We start from the raw sequence: 20,426 nt of genomic DNA on the forward strand, positions 1-20,426 counted from the left end.
ACAAAGCCCCCAGCAAGAGAAGAGTATGACAAAATTAAAGGATTTAAAAAAAAGACCTGAAGCTCTCGGGGAATATCTTAGAATCTTCCCCGCTATCTCACATTTTGTTTTTCGTAAAAGTGAGCTGTTTTTAATCAAGTCAGCATTGGCCTTAATCACAACCCCCAAAACATTGTGCCATGATTTAAAGACTAGCGATAACGGCCAGGTTAAAACCCAAAGAATTGACAATAAAAGAAGCGCAGTCGTTGAAAGTGTAAGTAGTCCTAAAAAAGAAATATTATTCTTTTCAAAACTAGCTCCACAACATCCTAAATCCTGGTCAAAAAAACTCATGATTTAATCCAGCATCTCTTTTACTTTTTTGTCATTGCGATTTTCTATCAACTTAATCATCGACTTGATTTTATCCGAATAAAACTTCGTCGTTAGATCAGTGTATTCTTCATAGGTTTTGTTGGCCATGAAGTATTTCAGAGCGAAAATATTGAAGATGATAAACTGAAAACATCTAGGCTGCCTCTTTTTATCATAGTCCGATCCCTTAACGTTCGGAGAAGGTGCTAGCCCCATTTTATAAAGCTTGAACCCCGGTGTCTTTTCGTTTTCAAAACTTGCCACACTGTAATCTGATTCGCGGGCCAAAAGCTTAGCGTTGGATTTATTAATAAAGTCTTTATCTTCCGGCCCATCCATTTCAAAAACTGGATTAAAATAAGTAATCCCGAAATGAGCATACATTCTTTTCATCTCGTCGATTACCGGCTTCATCTGCGCCGGCTCCATCGTCATGGCCTGGTTCGCCCCATCGGCAACGAAATAAACTTCGTTATCAATACAATACTTGATTGTCCTGACGTGCATAGAGAGCTTGCAAAGCCCGCACGTTGAAAGATTAAAGAGCCCATGTTTCTTGATGTTCTCAAAATAGTTTTCATAAGAGACATGTTGGAAAAGTTTATCAACGTTTAAAAACGTATGAACAAATCGCTCTTCACCGTACTTCTCTTTTAAAGCTTGAGTTTGAATAGCGGTATTGTCTGTGGCGTGAAATCCGAAACGGTCATAGGTGACCAGGTGAACTTTTTCAAAATTCTCCTGCAACATGGCCGCAGTCAATGTTGAGTCTGTTCCCCCAGAGAACAAAATGGCGACAGCTTTTCCCGATGGATTCATGACTGCTTCCTCTTTTCTTCTTCGAGTTCCTTGGCCTTTCTAATTTCGCCCAGAATGTAGTTTAGGATTCCAAAATAAGTGAAATAGACGAACTGAGTGATCCAGCCCAGGATTTCACTTAATATTACACGCAATCTCCATGGGAGAATAAGAGCGAGAAGACAAATGAAGTAACCAATTGCTCTACTTATCATTTTACCACGTAAAAGAAGAGAGATGCATTACTTGTTCTTTAGCTGCTCTTCCAAGCTAAGAATTCTTTCGTTCAGGTTCTTGATCGTCTCGGCCATGATCGGAATCATTTGCTGATAGTTCACGAAGCTGTGTCCTTGCGGATCTTTTTTTACAAGTTGAGGGAATTCTTTTTCCACTTCTTGGGCCATGAAACCAAACTGCTCACCTTGTGGGAAGTTATGTTCCGGGAATTCAGAAGTTTTGTATGTGAAGTTATAGGCTTGAAGTTGGCTTAGCTTTGAAAGAGCGTCTTGTGCATTTAGAGCTGAGATATCGTTTTTAAATGCGACATCAGAGCCTGCAAAAACGTCTAGGTAAACGCTGTCTTTTAGGACTTCTGCTTCGATTTTTTCAAGATCGTATTCCTTGATCTCTCCAAAAACGTAGTCTTTAAGCGTCTTATTTTTGTTATCTTCCATGCTAAACCTCATTTTTGTATAGCTAATACTATAAACCAATATTCTAAATTAACAAAATTTAAAAAAACTACACTGCGCGACAATAGCTTAGCATTCCCCTTCGTATTTACATAGTCGGTAAATTGCCAATAAGATGGTGTATCTCTAAGAGTGAAAATCGAGGAAAAGGCCCTATGTATTACTGTGACGACCTGGAAATCAAGGCAATCGAAAGAGTCTTGAAAACCAAGAAACTCTTCAGATACCAAGGCAAGGATGTCGAGACAGAATGTTCACAATTTGAAAAATCATTCGCTCGTTATCTTAATTCTAAACATTCCATTCTTCTCTCAAGCGGTACCAACGCTCTGGTAAATGCTCTCTTTTCACTCGGAATCACTAAAGGTGATGAAGTTCTCATTCCCGCATACACTTTTTTTGCAACGGCAGCTGCTGTTTTAGAACTTAACGCCACTCCTGTTGTCGTAAACATTGATCAATACCTGAGTTTTGACTCTCAAGATTTACAACATAAAATCTCTGACAAGACCAAGGCCCTTATCGCCGTTCACATGGATGGTTACGCTTGCAATATAAATTCATTGACTGATTTTTGTCAGACTCACAATATTGCTCTCATTGAAGACTGTGCTCAAGCAGTTGGTGGTCAGTACCAGAATAAAAAACTCGGAAGTTTTGGAGCTTTTGGTTGTTTTTCTTTTAACGTTGATAAAATCATCTCGTGCGGAGAAGGCGGAGCTTTAAGTGTAAACGATGAAGAACTTTATCAAAAAGCATTTCTTTATCACGATACTTGCAACCAGTTTGGTGCCACTCATAAGGACCTCTACTCTATTGCCAAATTTTCCGGAAAATCTATGCGCGCCTCTGAAATTCAAGGCGCCATGATGAATGTTCAGCTAGATCGACTAGATACAATCATCGCGGATTTAAAAATAAGAAAAGATTTTTTAGATCATCGTTTTTCAGAATTAGGGTTCGAACACATTCCTGTCTATGATAAAAATGGAGAATGTTTCACGACAACTCGCCTTTTATGCAAAGATGCAGCTGCCGTTAACGCTATGGTGATCTCTCTTAATAACCTTGGGATCAAAACCAATTCTCCCATGTTAAGGCCGGCCCATCACATTTGGCAGTGGCATGCACTTCTTCCAAAGACTCAACATAAATTTGATTTTCTTCCAACGATTGATATTCTTTCCCGCGTCCTGCTCGTCCACGTGACTCTGGATGAAACAATTGAAGAGTGGCAGGAAAAATTAAAGAGGATTCATGCCTAATCAAAAGCGCATTGTCCTTCTGACCAGCAAAGATAATTTTGTTTGGACAAGTATGCAGGAAATTATTCCCATGATTGAGAAATCATGGTCTGAACTGGCCCAAAAAGAAAATTACATACTCACAATAATCAATGTAGAAGAATCAACCTCCGCACAATTTATGCCGGAACTTATTTCTTCAGACCTGATTGTGATTTCATGTTTTAATACAAAAATTGCCCGCTTTATTAAAATAATCAGAGAGAGTTATAAGATCGACACTCCCTTTTTCTTCTATCTTCACGGCCTGGCAACTATTGGACTCTGGCCACTTGAGCGTTTTGGAGTTCTTTCTCTTTTTACTTCCAATGATCTTTTCATTGGTACATGTGAAGGTGATTTAGAATCAATGAAGATCTCTTTTGAAAACGCTAGAACTAAAAAGATCCCTTTCACTATTTCCGATTCTCCAATGACCCATGATCACTTAAGTGCGAGTGCTCCTTTTGTTTACATTGGAAGAATTTCTCCACAAAAAAATCTGGACCAATTAATCACTGCTTATTCAGATCTCCCCTTGAGTATCAGAGAGAATCATCCTCTTTATTTATATGGGAACGAAGATCACTTGGGTTATCCCAATATTGGCCAGAAAGAAAATACCTATCTGGAAAAACTAAAAAAACTAGTTGAGACCTTAAGCCTAAAAGACCAGGTGACTTTTAAAGGTTTTGTGAATCGACTAGATATTCAAAAAGAGCTTGGCTCAAATTATATTTTTGTCAGTCCTTCCACTCACTCTGATGAAAATTTTGGTATGGCCGCTTTTAGGGCCCTTCTTTCTGGTGCCACTTGTGTCTTATCAGACTGGGGCGGACACAAAGAGTATAAAAACCATTATCCTAATCATATTTATTACGTCACGGCTCTTTTAACAGATGTCGGTCCAATCATACCTCTTAAGCAATTTACCGAAACGTTATTGCAGGCCGTGCGAGAAAGACAACAAGGACACCCTGGTTTTCCTGAAGCTTTTTCAATGGAAACAATTCACTCAATTTTAAAGAATGAAATGGGCCGCCTTCCTCTTCAAAATGAAAGCCTAAAACCTAAATCTCTTGCTCAAATTTTATTTTCTCAACAGAAAGAATTTGAATCACAAGATGATATCCAACGCTGCTTTTATTCATTTTCTGATCCTGCTTTTATTTCTTTTTTCAAGGCCTACGCCAAATGAAAAAACAATACTTAGGCCTGGGAAAAACAAAATACAGCTCGTCCATTTGCTTAATCGATCTTGATCAGTCTGTCGAAATGCTCTTGACTGAAAGATTAAACCGCAAAAAAAACTCCGGTGCCTGGCCAGAGCTTCCACTTAAATCTATTAGCACAAAACTTGATCGCTCAAATTTGACAATAGCGGAAAATCGCGACGTTCATCACCCGATGCAAATTGAAGACATCCAAAATGGAATCTTCCCTTTTTATGATTATCTAAAAAAAGAGAACCTGGATTTTTTCACCAGCAGATTTAACCCACACATCGCTTTTATCTCTCACCATTTTTGTCATGCCTCTGCTGCACTGGCCATTTCACCTTTTGAAAAAGCGGTGATCGTTGTCATGGATGGAGCTGGAACGGAAGTGGATGCAGAAGAATATGAAGAGTGTTCAGTCTTTTTGCAAGACGGAGTCAAACTCACCCCTTCATTCAGGCAAACAATTCGCTTTTCTAAATCTCACAAACACTCTGAGCACAGTTTCGGAAACCGTATCGGTTCTGCTTACGAAAAAGCCTCTGAGTTTATTTTCAACTCTCCCAACTCTTCGGGAAAAGTTATGGGACTGGCCTCATTTGGAAAAGCACTCCCTTTAAAAGACTATTACGATTTCATGGAAAATCTTCCATGGGATTTAAGCTTTAAAAAGAAATCCAAGCAAGATTGGGAAAATACAGACCATACTTTTTTTAAAAATGTTGCAGCAACAGTGCAACAAGCTTTGGAAGATGATTACGCGAGAATCATCGCTAAAGTAAAAGAACTTCACCCTGAGTATGAAAACCTCATCCTCACTGGTGGGTGCGCTCTTAATTGCACCAACAATGCCAAAATCCTCTACCAAAATCTTTTTAGAAGAATTTTCATCCCTCCGTTCCCCGGTGATGAGTGTATTGGTTTTGGTCTGGCCCACGCTCTAAAATTCAAAGAACAACCAGAATCATGGCAGCCTCTTTTATTTGAAAACCAATCGGCCTATTTTGGTGCTCAAAGTTCAGTGCCGACTGATCATGAAATCGAAAAACATTTCACTCCAAGTGAATTTAAATTAGAAAAACATCAAAATATTATAACAGCTGCTGCCCAACTTCTTTACGAGGGGCAAACGATCGCCTGGTTTCAAGGAAGAAGTGAATCGGGTCCTCGCGCTCTTGGAAACCGCAGCATCCTTTCTCGACCTGACATCCCCGGCCTCAAAGATAGACTCAATTCTTATGTCAAATTTAGAGAGAGTTTCCGCCCTTATGGCTGCTCGGCCCTCTACGAGAAGGCCCATCTCTACTTTGATGTGGAAGAAGGCTTTAACAACCCTTATATGTCTTATGCGATCAAAGTTCGTCCTGAATTCAAGACCACTTTAAAAGAAGTGAGCCATGTAGATGAAACATCCCGTATGCAAACAGTGAGAGCAGGTCAAAACGACAGATTCTACAAATTAATTAACGAGTTCGGTCAAAAAAGCGGACTTTACTGCCTGTTAAATACCTCACTCAATGTCATGGATGAACCGATTTTAGAAACTGTGGCAGATGCTAGACGTTTTATGGAAAAAACCCCCATTGAGTATCTCGTCATTGGGGATTTTGTTATCAAGAAAATAAATAATTAAGCTTTTACCAGAAGGTTTTTCGATACCAAAGTTTCAACGAAATTCGTGATATCAGACTGAATTTGCTCTTTTGGTGCATTGTAAGTAGAGAACATTTCTTCAGCGATTTGGTTAAGATCTTTTTTTGCCACCATCTCTTTCCAGATTTCCGCAGCAGCTCCATTAATTTTAAAGAACGTACTACCTTCATCCATTTTCATCAGGATCACTGTTCCGTCTTGATTAGATCTAGAAACGATGTCGTCTGGAATCGAATAATTGCTCTCAAACATGAATAAACCCCTTTTGCCTTCTTTCCAAAAGTATTCTACAGTTAACGAATTAATGTCAATAATAAAGCATTTCCCATTGGGAAAATCTACGCGGCACCCAAGACATGACTAAGTATTTTTTAGGCATTGAAATTGAAATCAATCATCATTGCAACTTAGCTTGTACTTATTGTCCTAATTCAAATACCGAAAGAATTAACAAAGGCCTTATGTCGCTGGAAAATTTCCGCGTGATCATGAATCAATTAAAAGACATCGATTACGAAGGAAAAATCAGTTACCACTTTTACAACGAACCGATGCTTCACCCGGAGCTCGAATCTTTCGTTAAACTCAGCAAAGAAATTCTGCCTAAAAGTCAGTCCGAAATTTTTACTAATGGTGTGTATTTAAATCCCGAGCGCTATGAAGCACTAAGAAAAGCTGGCGTTGACCGCTTCACTGTCACTAAACACAAAGGTCTGACTAAAATCGCCTTTGAAGAAACTTATAACAATCTCTCTTCTGAAGAAAAGGCCCGCAACCAATTTTTTGATTACTCTAAACTCGTTTACACCAATCGCGGCAACCTGGTTGATTACGGAAAAAAACTCGATCAACCTTCAAAAAAAATGTGCCTGATTCCCACTTGCGCTCTGGTTGTCACAGTCAATGGAAACGTCGTGACTTGTTACGAGGACTACCAGGAAAAAACCGTCATGGGCAACGTCTTTAACGAACATATTAAAGACATCTGGATCAAGCCAGAGTACCAGTCCTTTCGAGAGGATTTAAAACAAGGATTCCGCTACAAACACGAAGTATGCAAAACCTGTAACAACCTCAAAGTTGTCGTCTAAAACCTGCCCTGAGCCACGCATCAAATTTCCCACTTCACTAACTCTTTGCTAGAGTAAGACCATCTCTTATCTAAAGGAAAATGTATGTTAAACGATTGGGAAAAACTCGTCGAAAAAGAAACTAAAGGCAAAAAACCAAGTGACCTTACATGGAACTCACCTGAAGGAATTCCTGTTAAGGCCTTCTACTCTAAAGCTGATACAGAAAAATTAAAATTCACTGATACGATGCCAGGAATTGAGCCTTTCATCAGAGGGCCAAAAGCGACTATGTACGCTGGACGTCCATGGACAATTCGTCAGTATGCCGGATTTTCTACTGCTGAAGAATCAAATGCATTCTATAGAAAAGCACTCGCTGCTGGAGCCCAAGGGGTTTCAGTTGCCTTCGACCTTGCCACTCACCGCGGATACGATTCAGATCACCCGCGCGTTTCTGGTGACGTTGGAAAAGCTGGTGTAGCGATTGACTCTGTTGAAGACATGAAAATTCTTTTTGATGGAATCCCACTAGATAAAGTTTCTGTTTCAATGACAATGAACGGAGCCGTTCTTCCTATTTTAGCAAACTACATCGTTGCCGCTGAAGAACAAGGTGTCTCTCAAGATAAACTTTCTGGAACCATCCAAAACGATATCTTAAAAGAATTCATGGTGAGAAACACTTATATCTTCCCACCAGCTCCTTCTATGAGAGCTATCGCTGATATCTTCGCTTACACAGCGAAGAATATGCCAAAGTTCAACTCAATCTCTATCTCTGGGTATCACATGCAAGAAGCTGGAGCGGATGCCGTTTTAGAGCTTGCTTACACCATCGCTGACGGAAAAGAATACATCGATACAGCACTTGCTGCTGGAATGAATATCGATGACTTTGCTCCGAGACTTTCATTCTTCTTTGGTATCGGAATGAACTTCTATATGGAGATTGCAAAACTTAGAGCAGCTCGTTTCCTATGGAATAAAGTTGTCTCTAAATACAACCCGAAAAAAGAAGACTCGAAAATGCTTCGTACACATTGCCAGACTTCTGGTTGGTCACTGACTGAGCAAGATCCATACAACAACGTTATCAGAACGACGATTGAAGCTATGGCCGCTGTTTTCGGTGGAACTCAATCACTGCATACAAATGCTTTTGATGAAGCGATCGCTCTTCCAACTGAATTCTCGGCGAGAATCGCCAGAAACACTCAGATCATTATCCAGGAAGAAACTCACATCACAAATGTCGTTGACCCTTGGGGTGGCTCGTACATGATGGAAGCCCTGACTCAAGAGATGATCGATAAAGCTCAGGCCATCCTGGATGAAGTCGAGCAAGCTGGTGGAATGGCAAAAGCTATCGAAACCGGAATTCCAAAACTAAACATTGAAAAATCAGCGGCCATTAAACAGGCCCGCATTGATAAAGGACAAGATGTTATCGTTGGTGTGAACAAATACCGTCTGAAAGAAGAAGACGCGATTGAGACACTGGAAATCGATAACCATAAAGTTCGCGACTCGCAAATTGTCCGCTTGGAAAAACTAAGAAACAACCGCGATGACGAAGCTGTAATGCAAGCTCTTGAAGAACTGACAGAATACGCTCGCTCAGGAAAAGGAAACGGACTTGACCTTGCGGTTAAGGCCGCTCGCCTTCGCGCCAGCGTTGGAGAAATCACTTACGCCCTTGAAAGAGTTTGGGGACGCTACAATGCCAATACACAAACTGTAACCGGTGTTTACGGTAAATCTTTTGAAAAGGATGAAAACTGGATGAAAATCGCTGAGGACATTAAAGCTTTCGTAGAAAAATACGGACGCCGTCCGAGAATGCTCGTTGCTAAAATGGGTCAAGACGGTCACGACCGCGGAGCTAAAGTTATTGCTACCGCTTTTGCTGACGTTGGTTTTGATATCGACCTAGCTCCTCTTTTCTCAACTCCTGCTGAAGTGGCAAAACAAGCTGTAGAAAACGACGTTCACGTTGTAGGTGTTTCTTCTCAAGCGGCCGGACACAAAACACTTATCCCGGATTTAATTGCTGAACTTAAAAAACTTGGCGCTGACGATATTATCGTTGTTGCCGGCGGAGTTATTCCAAAAACTGACTACGACTTCTTATGGAAGGCCGGAGTGAAAGGAATTTTCGGACCAGGAACTGTTATTCCAGTTGCTGCTCGCGATGTTCTAAAAGCAATCGAAGAAAACCTTAAAGGCTAATGATGATTGATTTTAATAAACTTATAAGTGGCGATAGAAGAACCCTGGCAAGGGCCATCACCCTTTTAGAATCAACAAAAGATTCTGACCGCGCTCTTGCAGAAGATCTTTTAGATAAAGCTCTTCCTCACTCTGGAAAAAGTTTTCGCATCGGTATTACCGGTGTTCCCGGTGTAGGAAAATCGAGCTTCATTGAAGCTTTCGGCCAGCACCTGATTTCTAAAGGACATAAAGTTGCCGTTCTCGCTGTTGACCCGAGCTCTCCCATTAATGGCGGAAGTATCATGGGTGATAAAACGAGAATGGAAAAACTTTCATCAATGGATGAAGCGTTTATCCGCCCATCTCCAACATCAGGTTCATTAGGCGGTGTGGCCTTTAAAACCAGAGAGGCCATCGTTCTTTGCGAAGCTGCCGGTTTTGATTTCATCATCGTTGAAACTGTTGGTGTCGGGCAATCTGAATACGAAGTTCATAGTATGGTGGATTTTTTCGCCATCCTTATGCTTCCAAATGCCGGAGACGAACTTCAAGGGATCAAACGAGGAATTCTTGAACTCGCTGATCTCATCGTCGTAAATAAGGCCGATGGACAAACCGTCCAACTGGCAAAAGCAGCTGTTCAACAATACACTGGCGCTGTTGAACTTTTAACTTCTGTCTCTCTTTGGAAGCCAAAAGTTGTTGCGACTTCATCTCTGGAAAAAACAGGGATTGATAACGTCTACGATATCATCAGTGAATACAGAACAACTCCAGCGATTGCTGGCGCTTTTAAAACCAAAAGAGCTGAACAAAACAAAAACTGGTTTCATAAACTTGTTCACGAATTAATAGAACTAAGACTTAATTCAAAAAAAGAATATAAAGACAAACGCGCAAGCCTTGAAAGCGAAGTGATTACAGAGAAAAAGTCTCCACTGAGCGCTGCTCAAGACTACATTAACGAGGTCCTTAAATGACCTCGTCGACCTTTTGCATTCTCCCTTGGTTGCACTCAGCAATCGAGGCAGATGGACGAGCATTTCCATGCTGTCTGTCGACGAGAGAAAAGGCGATTGGTCACCTTCACCAGAACTCACTGGCCGAAATCTACAACTCTCCCGCTTATAAAAAAATTCGCAAAGACATGCTCGAAGGCAAAAAAGTGGCTTCATGCACTCACTGCTACGATATTGAAAAATGCGGTGGAACGAGCCTAAGACAAGACTCTAATAGAGATTTTCAAAATGAGATTGAAAAGAGAATTGCCGAGACGGCTCCAGATGGAACTCTCCCTGAACTAAATATTACATCCCTTGATCTGCGCTTTTCCAATGCCTGCAACTTCAAGTGCCGCACCTGTGGACCGAACTCAAGCTCGTCTTGGTATGAAGATTTTAATGCTCTCACTCCTTCGGAGAAATTCACTAAAATCCTAAGGCCTACTAAAACCAAAGAAGAATTCTGGAGCATGATAGACCCAATGCTGCCGACACTTAAAAAGGTCTATTTTGCCGGAGGAGAGCCTCTTCTTGAGCCAGATCACTACCTAATGCTGGAAAAACTCCTGGCCTTAAAAAACACTGATCTCACTCTTCACTACAACACAAACTTCTCGGCCATTAAGCTGGGAAATAAAATCACTTTTGATTACTGGAAACACTTTAGCAACGTAAGTCTTTTCTTAAGCTACGATGGATTCGGAAAAAAAGGTGAATACATTAGAAGTGGTATGGACTGGAAAAAAATCCAGGAAAACCACCGCCAAATGCAGTCTCACTCACATATCAAATACTACATCACCCCGACAGTGAGTGTGCTCAACGCATTTCATTTGCCCGAATTCTTCTCGCACCTGATAGAAGAAGAGCTCATTACCGACGGAAGCCAGATCGGACTCAACATTGTCCATCACCCAACTTTCTATAATGTGACAATCTTCTCTTTGGCCGAAAAGAAGGCCCTAAGAGACTTGTATTTAAATTTCATTGAAAAAAAACTTAAGACCTATAAGATCGCCAACATCGAGCACCTGATTCAACAGCTGCACATGGTGCTCAATTATGCTGAAGAGAAAAAAGAAGACTCTCCTTCTGATAGAAAGATGTTCTTAATGCAAACGGTGTCTCTGGATAAAATCAGACAGGAAAAGATGCTGGCCCTTTTCCCTGAACTCATTGGGTTTTACCAATAAAAAGCCCCAGACAAGCTGGGGCCTTCGTATAAAGCTTTTAAAAAGAATCTTATTCCGCTTCTACTTCGATCATTAGAACGCCGTTATCAAGAGCATCACCCGGTTTAACGTGGATAGCTTTAACAACACCGTCTGTTCCACACTTAATCTCGTTTTCCATTTTCATAGCTTCAAGAATTAAAAGTGTCTGACCTTTAGTAACTTTGTCGCCAACTTTACAGTTGATCTTAACAACTTTACCTGGCATTTGCGTGAATAGTCCGCCTTCGTCTCCACCACCAAGTGAAGATGGCTTGTATCCGCGGTAAAGCTTGAAAACTTTATCCACGTTCAGCATGATCCCTGGAGAATCCTGGCGAGCAAGCTTGTTCCATCTCACACCGTCAGTTGAAGCAAAGTACTGATCAGCAAGTTTTCTAACAAAGATTGTTTCTTTGTTAACTTCTTTTTGATCTTTAATCGTTCTGAACTCAAACTCCACCATCTCTGCTGAGTGAGTGATCGTTTTTGTCAGGTCGATAATGTATTCGTTTTTATCGTTATCAATTAAATACGTTCTCATTATAACCCCATTCTTCTTGCTTCAATTCCCGCAATCTGCTTGTAGATGTGCGTGAAGTTCATGTCTGTACTCACCTGTTCTTGAGGTTTTTCAGTACCAATGAAGTTAGTTGAATATTTACCTTTAACGAAAACTTCGTTCTTCATAATCACTTTATGAAGAGGGATATTCGTCTTTAATCCTTCGATTAAAAGACCATCAAGAGCAGCTTTCATTTTTCTGATCGCTACTTCTCTTAGAATCCCTTTAACAACCAGCTTTCCTACCATCGGGTCGAAATCTGGAGTTACTTGAAGTCCTTTATAAAGACAGTTATCAAAACGAGTTCCTTGAGGGAAGTTCGTTTCACAACCTGTTACTGTTCCTGGAGCTGGAAGCATTGTGATTGGATCTTCAGCACAGATACGGCATTCAATAGCGTGACCTGTTCTCTTAATCCATTCCTGTGAAGGAATCCCAAGATCGTCACCGAAAGCAGACTGGATCATACATACGATCAAGTCGATTCCTGTGATTTCTTCAGTAATCGGGTGCTCTACCTGGATACGTGTGTTCATTTCAAGGAAGTAGAACTCTCTGTCTTCACCCATGATTAATTCAACAGTTCCTGCAGAGTCATACTTGATGGCCTTAGCAAGGTTAACCGCTGACATACAAACGCGCTGACGAAGATCTTCATCATCACCAATAAATGGAGATGGAGCTTCTTCAACGATCTTTTGGTGACGACGTTGAATTGAACATTCTCTTTCGAAGAAATGGAAAACGTTTCCTTTTCTATCAGCTAGAATCTGAACTTCAATGTGGTGTGGATTTACGATGTATTTTTCTACAAGTAAGTCACCATTCTTGAAAGCAGCTGCTGCTTCTCTTCCTACTGCTTCGAAGTTATTTCTAACGTCTTCCTCGTTGTGACAAACGCGCATACCACGTCCACCACCACCGGCAACAGCTTTAAGAAGGATAGGATATTTAATCTGATTACCAATCTTGATAGCTTCTTCAATAGATTTTACCGGTCCAGTTGATCCAGGAACTACTGGCATACCAACTTTTTGAGCAAATTCTTTTGAAACCGCTTTATCACCCATAACTCTTACAGCTTCTGGGTGTGGTCCAATCCAAGTGATTCCATTATCAACTAGAGCTTGAGAAAACTCTGTGTTTTCAGACAGGAACCCGTATCCTGGGTGAACACCATCAATTTTATACTTTTTACAAACATCAAGGATGTTTGGAATGTTTAAGTAAGTCTCGGCATTTGTAGACCCTGGAAGTCTTACCCATTCATCACACATTTCAAGGTGCTTTGCTTGAACTTCGTTATCAGTCCAAACACCAACAGCAGTGTGACCTAACTCGCGACACGCTTTAGCGATACGAGAGGCAATTTCTCCACGGTTAATGATGAGAATCCTTTTATTAGATGCAGTCGTCTTTGTTGTACCTTGGCTCATAGTTGGATGTTCCCGTGTTTACGTTTAGGCTTCTCTTGCTTCTTATTCTTAAGAGCAACAAGGTATTCATAAACTCTCTTACGAGTTTCTTCCGGAAGAATGATCGCGTCCATGAATCCAAGTTCCGCAGCTCTGTAAGGATTTGCGAATTGCTCTTCATAGTCTGCAATTAACTGTGCTTTCTTATCGTCGAAAGCTTTTCCAGTTAATCCTTCCATTTCACCTCTGTGAATAATGTTTACCGCACCTTCAGCTCCCATTACCGCGATTTCCGCAGTTGGGTAAGCAAGGTTAACGTCTGTTCTGATGTGCTTAGACGCCATAACCAGGTAAGCACCACCGTAAGACTTACGAGTGATGATCGAGATTAGAGGTACAGTTGCTTCAGAGTAAGCGTATAGAAGTTTTGATCCGTGCTTAATGATCCCGCCGTACTCTTGGTTAGTTCCCGGAAGGAATCCTGGAACGTCTACTAGAGTTAGGATAGGAATATCGAAAGCGTCACAGAATCTTACGAAACGTGCTGCTTTTTCAGATGAAGCGATATCAAGAACTCCGGCAAGTACTGCTGGTTGGTTTGCTACGATACCGATCTTGATTCCACCCACTGAAGCAAAACCAACGATGATGTTTTTAGCGTAGTCTTTATGAACTTCTAAGAACTGAGAGTCATCGACAACATCAAAGATGATTTCTTTCATGTCGTATGGTTTTTTCGGGTTAGCTGGAACAGTTTCTTTAATTTTTACGTTGTCGCGATAAATTGTATCCGACGTGTATTTTGGAGTCGCTTTTGTGAAGTTCGCCGGTGGAATGTATGAAAGAAGTTCGCGAACTCTTTCGAAACACTCATCTTCCGATCCAACTTTAAACTGAGCTACACCTGATTTCTCAGCGTGTGTTCCAGCTCCACCAAGCTGATCTTTTGTTACTTCTTCGTGAGTTACAGTCTTGATAACATCTGGACCAGTAACAAACATGTATGAAGATTTATCCACCATGAAAATGAAGTCTGTTAGAGCAGGAGAATAAACCGCTCCACCAGCACATGGTCCAAGGATAAGAGAGATTTGTGGAATTACACCAGAACACTTTACGTTTCTGTAGAAAATTTCACCGTATCCAGCTAGACCTTCAACACCTTCTTGAATACGAGCTCCACCTGAATCGTTCATACCGATGATTGGAATTCTGTTTTCAAGAGCGAAGTCCATGATCTTACAGATTTTCTTTGCGTGAGCAGATCCTAGAGATCCACCAAAGCAAGTAAAGTCTTGAGAGTATAGAGCGATCTTTTGTCCGTTGATAGTTGCAATACCTGTAACTACACCGTCACCAAGAAAAGACTCTCCTTTTCCCATAACCGCTTTTTTACTAATAATAAAACGATCGAATTCAAGAAATGATCCCGGATCTACCAGGCGCTCAATTCTTTCTCTCGCTGTATATTTACCTTGTTCGTGTTGTTTTTTAATACGGGCTTCGCCGCCGCCAAGTTCAGACTCTTGTCTTAATTTTAGCAATAGCTCACGCTTCCCTTCCAGTGTCTGGGTTTGAGACATAAAAAAACCTCCTAAAGAAGGAGGCATTTTATACTGTCATTCTTTAGGAGGCTACTTATAGTGCGTCAAATAAGAGTGAAAAAATGCGACTAAACAACGCAAGGCACAGGCTAGAAAGGGCCACGGTAGTTTTTGAAGAAGGTATTTAGATTGATTAAGCGTGCCTCTTGAAAGACTTGGCCTCCGCTACCAAAGGGCGCGGGCTTGGGTGTGAATTTTTTCTCTACGTTCCAATTTTTATCAAAGTAAGCGGCCATGTGGCCTTCTTGTGGAGTGTACACTGACGCGAGTTTCCTTTGATTTGGCAGAAGCTGCATTCCTCCGGCGAGTGCTTGATAGAATTTCTTCCCCTGATATTTCATATCATAAACCTTAATAGCTCCTTTACCGTTTACCAGTGGATCAATTTCTGCAATCGCAGAATAAGGTCTTTTTGGTTCAGAGGCATTGAAGTGGTTATTCACATAAAGAAGAATTTTTCCTTCGGCCGTAGATTGAATGTCATGAAAGTTAATCCCTGGAAGTTCAATATTTCGATGCCACAGGACTTCTTTAAAATCGCGGTCAAAAATGAGCACATATCCAGTAAAAGAAAAATTCACCAGCCAGTTTCCTTCGGCAAATGCCGGGATCTTTTTAGAAATTGGGTTCTTGGTAATCTGAAAGAAAGAGTTTACATGAGTTGTATCGCATAAATAATTTTTGCTATTTCTCATATTGAGTTTTTTTAAGAAAGCATACTCTCTGGAGATTTGAATAATCTTTTTTTCAAAAACATCCTTAAAATCGACTAAGTGTTTTAGTCGTCCTGTTTTCATGTCATAGATTTCAATTGTATCGAATCTCGTGGCACAGCCAAAAACCTTATGAGATATCTCGCCCAGAATCGCCAGCTCGTTTCTTTCACTATCGACTTTAAGCTGATGGTGATGAACTCCCGCTGCTGACCAGACTACTTTTTCGTTGGCATTGATATATTGAATATCTTGATAATTGACCTGAACCCTATCTCCACTTTCTTCAAAATGGCACATTGATCCCGGGAATCTTTTAATCAGTCCACCGTTTTCATCATAAAGTTCGCAACCGATCTGAATGACCGGCATGGCCCAGGCCGATGAAATAAACAGTAAAAATAAAATCAGAAACTTTAACATACTAAAGCTCCACCACTCTGGAGATGAGATGGCCAATACTTTCAGTGTTGTGATCAATGAGAATTAGGAGAATATTATTTTTTTCGGTGAAGCTTTTAACTTCAATCAAAATGTCATTTTTCCATTTATCATCTAAGGAGCTTAGTGATTCATCCAAAATCAGAACTTTTGGCCTAAGAAGCATCCCACGTAAGATGGCCAGTCTTCGCTTCATTCCCCCAGAAATCTCTCTTGGAAATAGGCCTTCAGACTTTGCCAGCCCAAATTTTTGTAGATAACCATCGACATCTATCACTTCCGTCTCCAGCCCTGCTTCCTTTAAAAAAAGCAAATGCTCTCTGACGCTCAACCATGGAAACAAGTCATTTTCCTGATGGACTACGATGACATCGCGGCAAGGAGAAACCATCTTCTTTTTATTGACTTCAATACTCCCGCCCTGAGGCTTCAAATGACCTGCAACCAATGAGGCGAAAGTGCTTTTTCCACACCCAGAAGTCCCTTTGAGCAAAATGACCTCTCCTGCTTTAGCAGTGAAATCGATTCCTGAAAAAATCGCTTTATCCTCAGAGTAAGCAAAATAAAGATTTTGAACTTTAACTACTTCCATGGGGCCATCCTCGCTTCCAGCAAATAAAGGAGCCTTGTCATTAAATATCCAATGACACCAATGGCGATCATATCGTAAATCATGTTTGCATATTGTAAGTTGATTCGATTGATCTGAATCGAATACCCTAGCCCCGATTGACCACTGATCATTTCGGCCGCAATAATCGACATCCACCCCATAGAAAAGCCTACGCGAATTCCGGTCATGAGTTGAGGTAAAATAGCGGGGATAAGAATAAACCTCAGCATTTTCATTTTACTTAACTGCATTGATCTCGCCGTCTGAAGCACTTCGAGTTTAATACTCTCCAGCCCATCATAAACCTGAGTTGCAATTGAAGGTAAGACCCCGATAAACACAATAACAAAAGAGGCCATATTCCCAATCCCGAAAAACAAAATAACAAATGGGATCCAGGCGATCGGTGGTGGGAACTTAGGTGCATCTAAAATTAAATTGATAATGAAATTTCTTTTTAGAAATCGCGGTAAAGAATAGCGCAAAAAGCCCAAAAGAATTCCCAGAACAACCGCCATCGCACCTCCAATAAGAACGCGAGAAAAACTGCTCCAGGAATTTAAAAGAAGGTCGTACATTATTTTACAAGTTTTGCGTAATCGTTATTAACAAAGTCTTTCATATTGATGTCTTTATTAATGTTTTTCTTAATGAAGTCAGCTCCCTTTTGCATAATCAAGAAATCATCTTCATTAAACTGCATGCGGATATCTGCATTTTTCTTAGCATTTAAGTTCGGCTCAAGCGATGAAGCGATAGTTAAAGCACCACTGTCTTTTAAATCAAACTTAGCTTCTTCCATAAACCATTTATCAACTTGCGCTCTATTTTTATTGTAATAAGCATAAGCATCGCGGAAAGACGTAATCATCGCGACTGCGGCCTTAGGGTTTTTTGCCAAAAATTCTTTATTCATAAGAATCATTGAACATACTTTGCCAACATGGATCTCTCTTACTAGTCCTCTAGACTTTAAGATGGCCGGAACTGGATCAAATCCACTTAAAGCATCAAACTGATCCCACATCAAAGACTCTGCTCCGCTTTTTAACACTAACGGAATGTGCTCTTGAATTCCCAGATTGATGAACTTTACATCTTCTCTGGCATTCAATCCTGCTTGTGTTAGCCCATCGACAACAATTCTTTCTGCTGCTGCACCAAACGGCACACCAACTGTCTTTCCCTTTAATTCTTTTAAATCTTTAATCGGTGACTTCACTGGAACGTATGTTGATGTCCTGTTGTACATCATGCGAGAAATCCCTACCCAGCCTTTATCTTTTGAAAAAAGCTGTGCTGCCGGCTGATCTGCAGTCAAAACCACATCAATTTGTGATCCCATTGCTAACTCATTTAACTCCGGACCAAAGTTTCTTCCTACAAACTCTGCCTCAATTCCATTTTTTTTAAGAATATCAGTGTGCTTTAATACCTGAACCAGCTGGCCTTGAAGCGCCCAGGGAACCTGCCATCCAATACGAAGCTTAATGGGCTCATCGGCCATTGCTAAGCTAGAAACCAAAAACAAAATTGCCATTAACTTTTTCATTTCTCACCTATATAAAAAATTTCACTTATAACTTTGCCATCAAGCACAGGCTTGGTCAGATGATTTATCTTTGTTATTTTAGCGATTGTTGCATATTGGTCTACATGTTGTAAAACTCGCTCAATTTTGAAATTGGTTTTTATCCCAGGGCCAGCAATCACAAAAGGAGTTAAGAGTCCTTCAATATGCTCAGGGTTTAATGCCTGTTTGTAACCACCTTTTAATGAGCCAGTGACAACTTCCCCATCTTCGCTCACATCTTCTACCCAACTAAAACCTGGCAATGGTGAAACGACCAAATCGCCAACGCGCTCTTTAGGCATATGAATTTCTTCAACGGCTTCACGGCGCCAGACTCCGGCCAAAATCCTCTTTCCTGTTTTGTCATCTTTTAATTCATTGATGGCCTTAATCACTTCTTCTTTAAGTTTCTCTGATTCTTGCGTATGAACTGGATTATAAGGATCGCCCAATCCTTTAGGGTTAATGTAGATATTATTCATCTGCAAGAAAACAACCTGTGTTTCTTTCCAGTCAATTTCATAACTTTTTGTTCGCTCACTATAATGAAATTTCAGCCATCCTTTTTGGGCAAAAAGATTATTCAATCGAACTTCATTATTAAGTGGAATAGCACCATGATCAGAACTCAGAATGATATAGGTGTTTTCATCCGCATTTTTCATGATCTCGCCTAAAACGCGATCCATTTCACGGTACATCTCTTTAACTTCTGTCCAAAGCATATTTTTCTCTTCTGCTGAAATCGTTTGATAGAGATGGCCATCATTATCAATATAAGGAAGCCACCATCGACTTGTGAGCATTTGATTTGGATTATAAACACTATGGATAATGAAATCGGACTTTAAGTCTTTCATCAAATAAGGAACAACTCTTTGATGCCAATCCCAACTTATTTTTGATTCTTCTAAAAAAGTCTGTTTGTCGTTCTGGTGGTAAATCAACTGAGGTGGATAATTATCAACAAAATCAACCATTGGCCCAAGTTTTTTTGTCATATCTTCTGCGAGAGCTGCCGGATAAGTTAAGTATTCATTTAAAGAATCAAATAAAATCCTTAAGCGAAACTTTCCTTCGGCCAATGCGATAAGTTTCACTTTAGCATGCACATTCACTTCTACAGATGAAAGCTGATTTTCCCAATCTGTTTTTTTAGGCGAATGAATCTGATAATCATTTTTTAACTCATAGGTAAGTGGCAGCGTAAACCAATTTGTCCACTGCCCTTCTTTTAGACGAAATTCGACACCATTCACGGACACAACTACAGCATCTTTTAATACTTGAACATTAAAACGCTGTCCCCATGTATTGAATTCATAAAAACTTGCTTTTTTCTCCTGAGCAAATGTCAGAAGCTCTGGTCCACTAGCAAACACCAATCTATTGTGCCCGAGGCTTTTATATAACTTCTCATCTTTTTGCTCAGGCTCAACGACCATCGAGGGAAACTCAACTCCCCATCCCCCCCAGCGACCTTTGATGACGTTTCCTTTAAAAATTTCAGGAGGCGTTGATCCTGGTACTGACTGCAAAGAAACGATGTAACTCTTATCTTCTAATTCTGTCCAAATTGGGGCAACGAGCTTCGCTAAAGAACTAAACCCCCCTTTACTCACCATACTGAGAGGGTAACCAAAAGTTCTCATCGCCCCATCAGCAACCCCATGTTTATCAGGATTGACTCCCGTTAAAAGAGTCGCAAAATTTGTTGGTGTGTGCCCTGGGAAAACAGGACGAGAGTAACCATAACTTCCCCTGGCCATTAGAAGCCTTAAATTGGGAAGCTCTCCATTATTGGCCCAGTCAAAAATATTAAATTGCTCGCGGTCAGCTCGAAGCCCATCAGGAATGAACCAATAAACTTTGATCTTGTTTTCCAATGAAGTCGGTGCTTGTTTGTTGGCAATAAAAACAGCAAAGAGAAAAAAGATTACTGAAGTAATCTGTATTATCAGCGGCACTGAATGTTTAGACAAAATTCTATTTTTCATTCATCATTA

20 protein-coding genes are annotated in these 20,426 nt (G+C 40.5%); 8 read left to right on the forward strand and 12 right to left on the reverse strand.

Annotated elements, in window-relative coordinates:
• Nucleotides 1–25: 25 nt before the first annotated feature.
• Nucleotides 26–343 carry a hypothetical protein gene (locus AC6JA8_RS18160; protein ID WP_497975070.1) on the forward strand — a complete coding sequence of 106 codons (318 nt, stop codon included), beginning with the start codon at nt 26–28 and terminating at the stop codon, nt 341–343.
• Here AC6JA8_RS18160 and AC6JA8_RS18165 read toward each other — a convergent pair.
• Genes AC6JA8_RS18165 through AC6JA8_RS18175 form a run of 3 tightly spaced genes read right to left on the reverse strand, consistent with a single transcriptional unit; the run spans nt 340 to nt 1,829 of the window.
• Nucleotides 340–1,176, reverse strand: coding sequence for a DUF7411 family protein (locus AC6JA8_RS18165; protein WP_497975071.1), 837 nt, complete (start codon nt 1,174–1,176; stop codon nt 340–342). The genes AC6JA8_RS18160 and AC6JA8_RS18165 overlap by 4 nt on opposite strands.
• Entirely contained in the window at nt 1,173–1,370 is a 198-nt protein-coding gene (locus tag AC6JA8_RS18170; RefSeq protein WP_133566658.1) for a hypothetical protein, read from the reverse strand. Before AC6JA8_RS18170 ends, AC6JA8_RS18165 begins: the two co-directional genes overlap by 4 nt.
• 27 nt (nt 1,371–1,397) lie before the next feature.
• Complete coding sequence (locus tag AC6JA8_RS18175) at nt 1,398–1,829, reverse strand: tail fiber domain-containing protein (RefSeq protein WP_497975072.1); 432 nt, start codon at nt 1,827–1,829, stop codon at nt 1,398–1,400.
• A gap of 173 nt (nt 1,830–2,002) precedes the next feature.
• On the opposite strand from AC6JA8_RS18175, the gene AC6JA8_RS18180 reads away from it, so the two are divergent.
• From AC6JA8_RS18180 to AC6JA8_RS18190, 3 genes are read left to right on the forward strand one after another with little or no spacing between them, the layout of a single operon-like run.
• Nucleotides 2,003–3,112 carry an aminotransferase class I/II-fold pyridoxal phosphate-dependent enzyme gene (locus AC6JA8_RS18180; RefSeq protein WP_497975073.1) on the forward strand — a complete coding sequence of 370 codons (1,110 nt, stop codon included), beginning with the start codon at nt 2,003–2,005 and terminating at the stop codon, nt 3,110–3,112.
• Nucleotides 3,105–4,328, forward strand: coding sequence for a glycosyltransferase (locus AC6JA8_RS18185; protein WP_497975074.1), 1,224 nt, complete (start codon nt 3,105–3,107; stop codon nt 4,326–4,328). Before AC6JA8_RS18180 ends, AC6JA8_RS18185 begins: the two co-directional genes overlap by 8 nt.
• The gene (locus AC6JA8_RS18190) at nt 4,325–5,980 is read left to right on the forward strand and encodes a carbamoyltransferase C-terminal domain-containing protein (protein ID WP_497975075.1); all 1,656 of its coding nucleotides are present in this window, start codon (nt 4,325–4,327) and stop codon (nt 5,978–5,980) included. Before AC6JA8_RS18185 ends, AC6JA8_RS18190 begins: the two co-directional genes overlap by 4 nt.
• On the opposite strand, the gene AC6JA8_RS18195 is transcribed toward AC6JA8_RS18190, so the two are convergent.
• Entirely contained in the window at nt 5,977–6,252 is a 276-nt protein-coding gene (locus tag AC6JA8_RS18195; protein ID WP_497975076.1) for a PqqD family protein, read from the reverse strand. The two genes, AC6JA8_RS18190 and AC6JA8_RS18195, sit on opposite strands and share 4 nt — an antisense overlap.
• A gap of 104 nt (nt 6,253–6,356) precedes the next feature.
• On the opposite strand from AC6JA8_RS18195, the gene AC6JA8_RS18200 reads away from it, so the two are divergent.
• From AC6JA8_RS18200 to AC6JA8_RS18215, 4 genes are all read left to right on the forward strand, one after another.
• Nucleotides 6,357–7,091: a radical SAM/SPASM domain-containing protein gene (locus AC6JA8_RS18200; RefSeq protein ID WP_497975077.1), complete on the forward strand. Its 735-nt coding sequence runs from the start codon at nt 6,357–6,359 to the stop codon at nt 7,089–7,091.
• Between the two features lie 84 nt (nt 7,092–7,175).
• Nucleotides 7,176–9,302: a methylmalonyl-CoA mutase gene (gene scpA, locus AC6JA8_RS18205; RefSeq protein WP_497975078.1), complete on the forward strand. Its 2,127-nt coding sequence runs from the start codon at nt 7,176–7,178 to the stop codon at nt 9,300–9,302.
• Entirely contained in the window at nt 9,302–10,264 is a 963-nt protein-coding gene (gene meaB, locus AC6JA8_RS18210) for a methylmalonyl Co-A mutase-associated GTPase MeaB (RefSeq protein WP_497975079.1), read from the forward strand. Before scpA ends, meaB begins: the two co-directional genes overlap by 1 nt.
• Complete coding sequence (locus tag AC6JA8_RS18215) at nt 10,261–11,478, forward strand: twitch domain-containing radical SAM protein (RefSeq protein ID WP_497975080.1); 1,218 nt, start codon at nt 10,261–10,263, stop codon at nt 11,476–11,478. The genes meaB and AC6JA8_RS18215 overlap by 4 nt, the downstream gene beginning before the upstream one ends.
• Before the next feature lie 49 nt (nt 11,479–11,527).
• On the opposite strand, the gene AC6JA8_RS18220 is transcribed toward AC6JA8_RS18215, so the two are convergent.
• From AC6JA8_RS18220 to AC6JA8_RS18255, 8 genes are all read right to left on the reverse strand, one after another.
• Nucleotides 11,528–12,040 (reverse strand): biotin/lipoyl-containing protein, encoded by a 513-nt coding sequence (locus AC6JA8_RS18220; RefSeq protein ID WP_497975081.1) that lies wholly within the window; start codon nt 12,038–12,040, stop codon nt 11,528–11,530.
• The gene (locus AC6JA8_RS18225; protein WP_497975082.1) at nt 12,040–13,497 is read right to left on the reverse strand and encodes an acetyl-CoA carboxylase biotin carboxylase subunit; all 1,458 of its coding nucleotides are present in this window, start codon (nt 13,495–13,497) and stop codon (nt 12,040–12,042) included. Before AC6JA8_RS18225 ends, AC6JA8_RS18220 begins: the two co-directional genes overlap by 1 nt.
• Nucleotides 13,494–15,059 carry an acyl-CoA carboxylase subunit beta gene (locus AC6JA8_RS18230; protein WP_497975083.1) on the reverse strand — a complete coding sequence of 522 codons (1,566 nt, stop codon included), beginning with the start codon at nt 15,057–15,059 and terminating at the stop codon, nt 13,494–13,496. The genes AC6JA8_RS18225 and AC6JA8_RS18230 overlap by 4 nt, the downstream gene beginning before the upstream one ends.
• Before the next feature lie 110 nt (nt 15,060–15,169).
• Nucleotides 15,170–16,216 carry a hypothetical protein gene (locus AC6JA8_RS18235; protein ID WP_497975084.1) on the reverse strand — a complete coding sequence of 349 codons (1,047 nt, stop codon included), beginning with the start codon at nt 16,214–16,216 and terminating at the stop codon, nt 15,170–15,172.
• 1 nt (nt 16,217) lies between these two features.
• Nucleotides 16,218–16,826 (reverse strand): ATP-binding cassette domain-containing protein, encoded by a 609-nt coding sequence (locus tag AC6JA8_RS18240; RefSeq protein WP_497975085.1) that lies wholly within the window; start codon nt 16,824–16,826, stop codon nt 16,218–16,220.
• Nucleotides 16,817–17,425: an ABC transporter permease gene (locus tag AC6JA8_RS18245; RefSeq protein ID WP_497975086.1), complete on the reverse strand. Its 609-nt coding sequence runs from the start codon at nt 17,423–17,425 to the stop codon at nt 16,817–16,819. The genes AC6JA8_RS18240 and AC6JA8_RS18245 overlap by 10 nt, the downstream gene beginning before the upstream one ends.
• On the reverse strand, nt 17,425–18,399 hold the full coding sequence (locus AC6JA8_RS18250; RefSeq protein ID WP_497975087.1) for an ABC transporter substrate-binding protein: 975 nt from the start codon (nt 18,397–18,399) through the stop codon (nt 17,425–17,427). Before AC6JA8_RS18250 ends, AC6JA8_RS18245 begins: the two co-directional genes overlap by 1 nt.
• Nucleotides 18,396–20,417 (reverse strand): alkaline phosphatase family protein, encoded by a 2,022-nt coding sequence (locus tag AC6JA8_RS18255; RefSeq protein ID WP_497975088.1) that lies wholly within the window; start codon nt 20,415–20,417, stop codon nt 18,396–18,398. The genes AC6JA8_RS18250 and AC6JA8_RS18255 overlap by 4 nt, the downstream gene beginning before the upstream one ends.
• Between the last annotated feature and the right edge of the window lie 9 nt (nt 20,418–20,426).

The sequence above is a fragment of the Bacteriovorax sp. HI3 genome, from assembly GCF_059738875.1.

What these genes read in the sequence shown, in the direction of transcription:
- AC6JA8_RS18175 (WP_497975072.1), bottom strand. Translation starts at nt 1,829, where the DNA reads ATGGAAGATAACAAAAATAAGACGCTTAAAGACTACGTTTTTGGAGAG.
- AC6JA8_RS18225 (WP_497975082.1), bottom strand. Translation starts at nt 13,497, where the DNA reads ATGAGCCAAGGTACAACAAAGACGACTGCATCTAATAAAAGGATTCTC.
- AC6JA8_RS18245 (WP_497975086.1), bottom strand. Translation starts at nt 17,425, where the DNA reads ATGTACGACCTTCTTTTAAATTCCTGGAGCAGTTTTTCTCGCGTTCTT.
- scpA (WP_497975078.1), top strand. Translation starts at nt 7,176, where the DNA reads ATGTTAAACGATTGGGAAAAACTCGTCGAAAAAGAAACTAAAGGCAAA.
- AC6JA8_RS18180 (WP_497975073.1), top strand. Translation starts at nt 2,003, where the DNA reads ATGTATTACTGTGACGACCTGGAAATCAAGGCAATCGAAAGAGTCTTG.
- meaB (WP_497975079.1), top strand. Translation starts at nt 9,302, where the DNA reads ATGATGATTGATTTTAATAAACTTATAAGTGGCGATAGAAGAACCCTG.
- AC6JA8_RS18185 (WP_497975074.1), top strand. Translation starts at nt 3,105, where the DNA reads ATGCCTAATCAAAAGCGCATTGTCCTTCTGACCAGCAAAGATAATTTT.
- AC6JA8_RS18160 (WP_497975070.1), top strand. Translation starts at nt 26, where the DNA reads ATGACAAAATTAAAGGATTTAAAAAAAAGACCTGAAGCTCTCGGGGAA.
- AC6JA8_RS18255 (WP_497975088.1), bottom strand. Translation starts at nt 20,417, where the DNA reads ATGAAAAATAGAATTTTGTCTAAACATTCAGTGCCGCTGATAATACAG.
- AC6JA8_RS18250 (WP_497975087.1), bottom strand. Translation starts at nt 18,399, where the DNA reads ATGAAAAAGTTAATGGCAATTTTGTTTTTGGTTTCTAGCTTAGCAATG.
- AC6JA8_RS18235 (WP_497975084.1), bottom strand. Translation starts at nt 16,216, where the DNA reads ATGTTAAAGTTTCTGATTTTATTTTTACTGTTTATTTCATCGGCCTGG.
- AC6JA8_RS18200 (WP_497975077.1), top strand. Translation starts at nt 6,357, where the DNA reads ATGACTAAGTATTTTTTAGGCATTGAAATTGAAATCAATCATCATTGC.
- AC6JA8_RS18165 (WP_497975071.1), bottom strand. Translation starts at nt 1,176, where the DNA reads ATGAATCCATCGGGAAAAGCTGTCGCCATTTTGTTCTCTGGGGGAACA.
- AC6JA8_RS18190 (WP_497975075.1), top strand. Translation starts at nt 4,325, where the DNA reads ATGAAAAAACAATACTTAGGCCTGGGAAAAACAAAATACAGCTCGTCC.
- AC6JA8_RS18170 (WP_133566658.1), bottom strand. Translation starts at nt 1,370, where the DNA reads ATGATAAGTAGAGCAATTGGTTACTTCATTTGTCTTCTCGCTCTTATT.
- AC6JA8_RS18220 (WP_497975081.1), bottom strand. Translation starts at nt 12,040, where the DNA reads ATGAGAACGTATTTAATTGATAACGATAAAAACGAATACATTATCGAC.
- AC6JA8_RS18240 (WP_497975085.1), bottom strand. Translation starts at nt 16,826, where the DNA reads ATGGAAGTAGTTAAAGTTCAAAATCTTTATTTTGCTTACTCTGAGGAT.
- AC6JA8_RS18215 (WP_497975080.1), top strand. Translation starts at nt 10,261, where the DNA reads ATGACCTCGTCGACCTTTTGCATTCTCCCTTGGTTGCACTCAGCAATC.
- AC6JA8_RS18195 (WP_497975076.1), bottom strand. Translation starts at nt 6,252, where the DNA reads ATGTTTGAGAGCAATTATTCGATTCCAGACGACATCGTTTCTAGATCT.
- AC6JA8_RS18230 (WP_497975083.1), bottom strand. Translation starts at nt 15,059, where the DNA reads ATGTCTCAAACCCAGACACTGGAAGGGAAGCGTGAGCTATTGCTAAAA.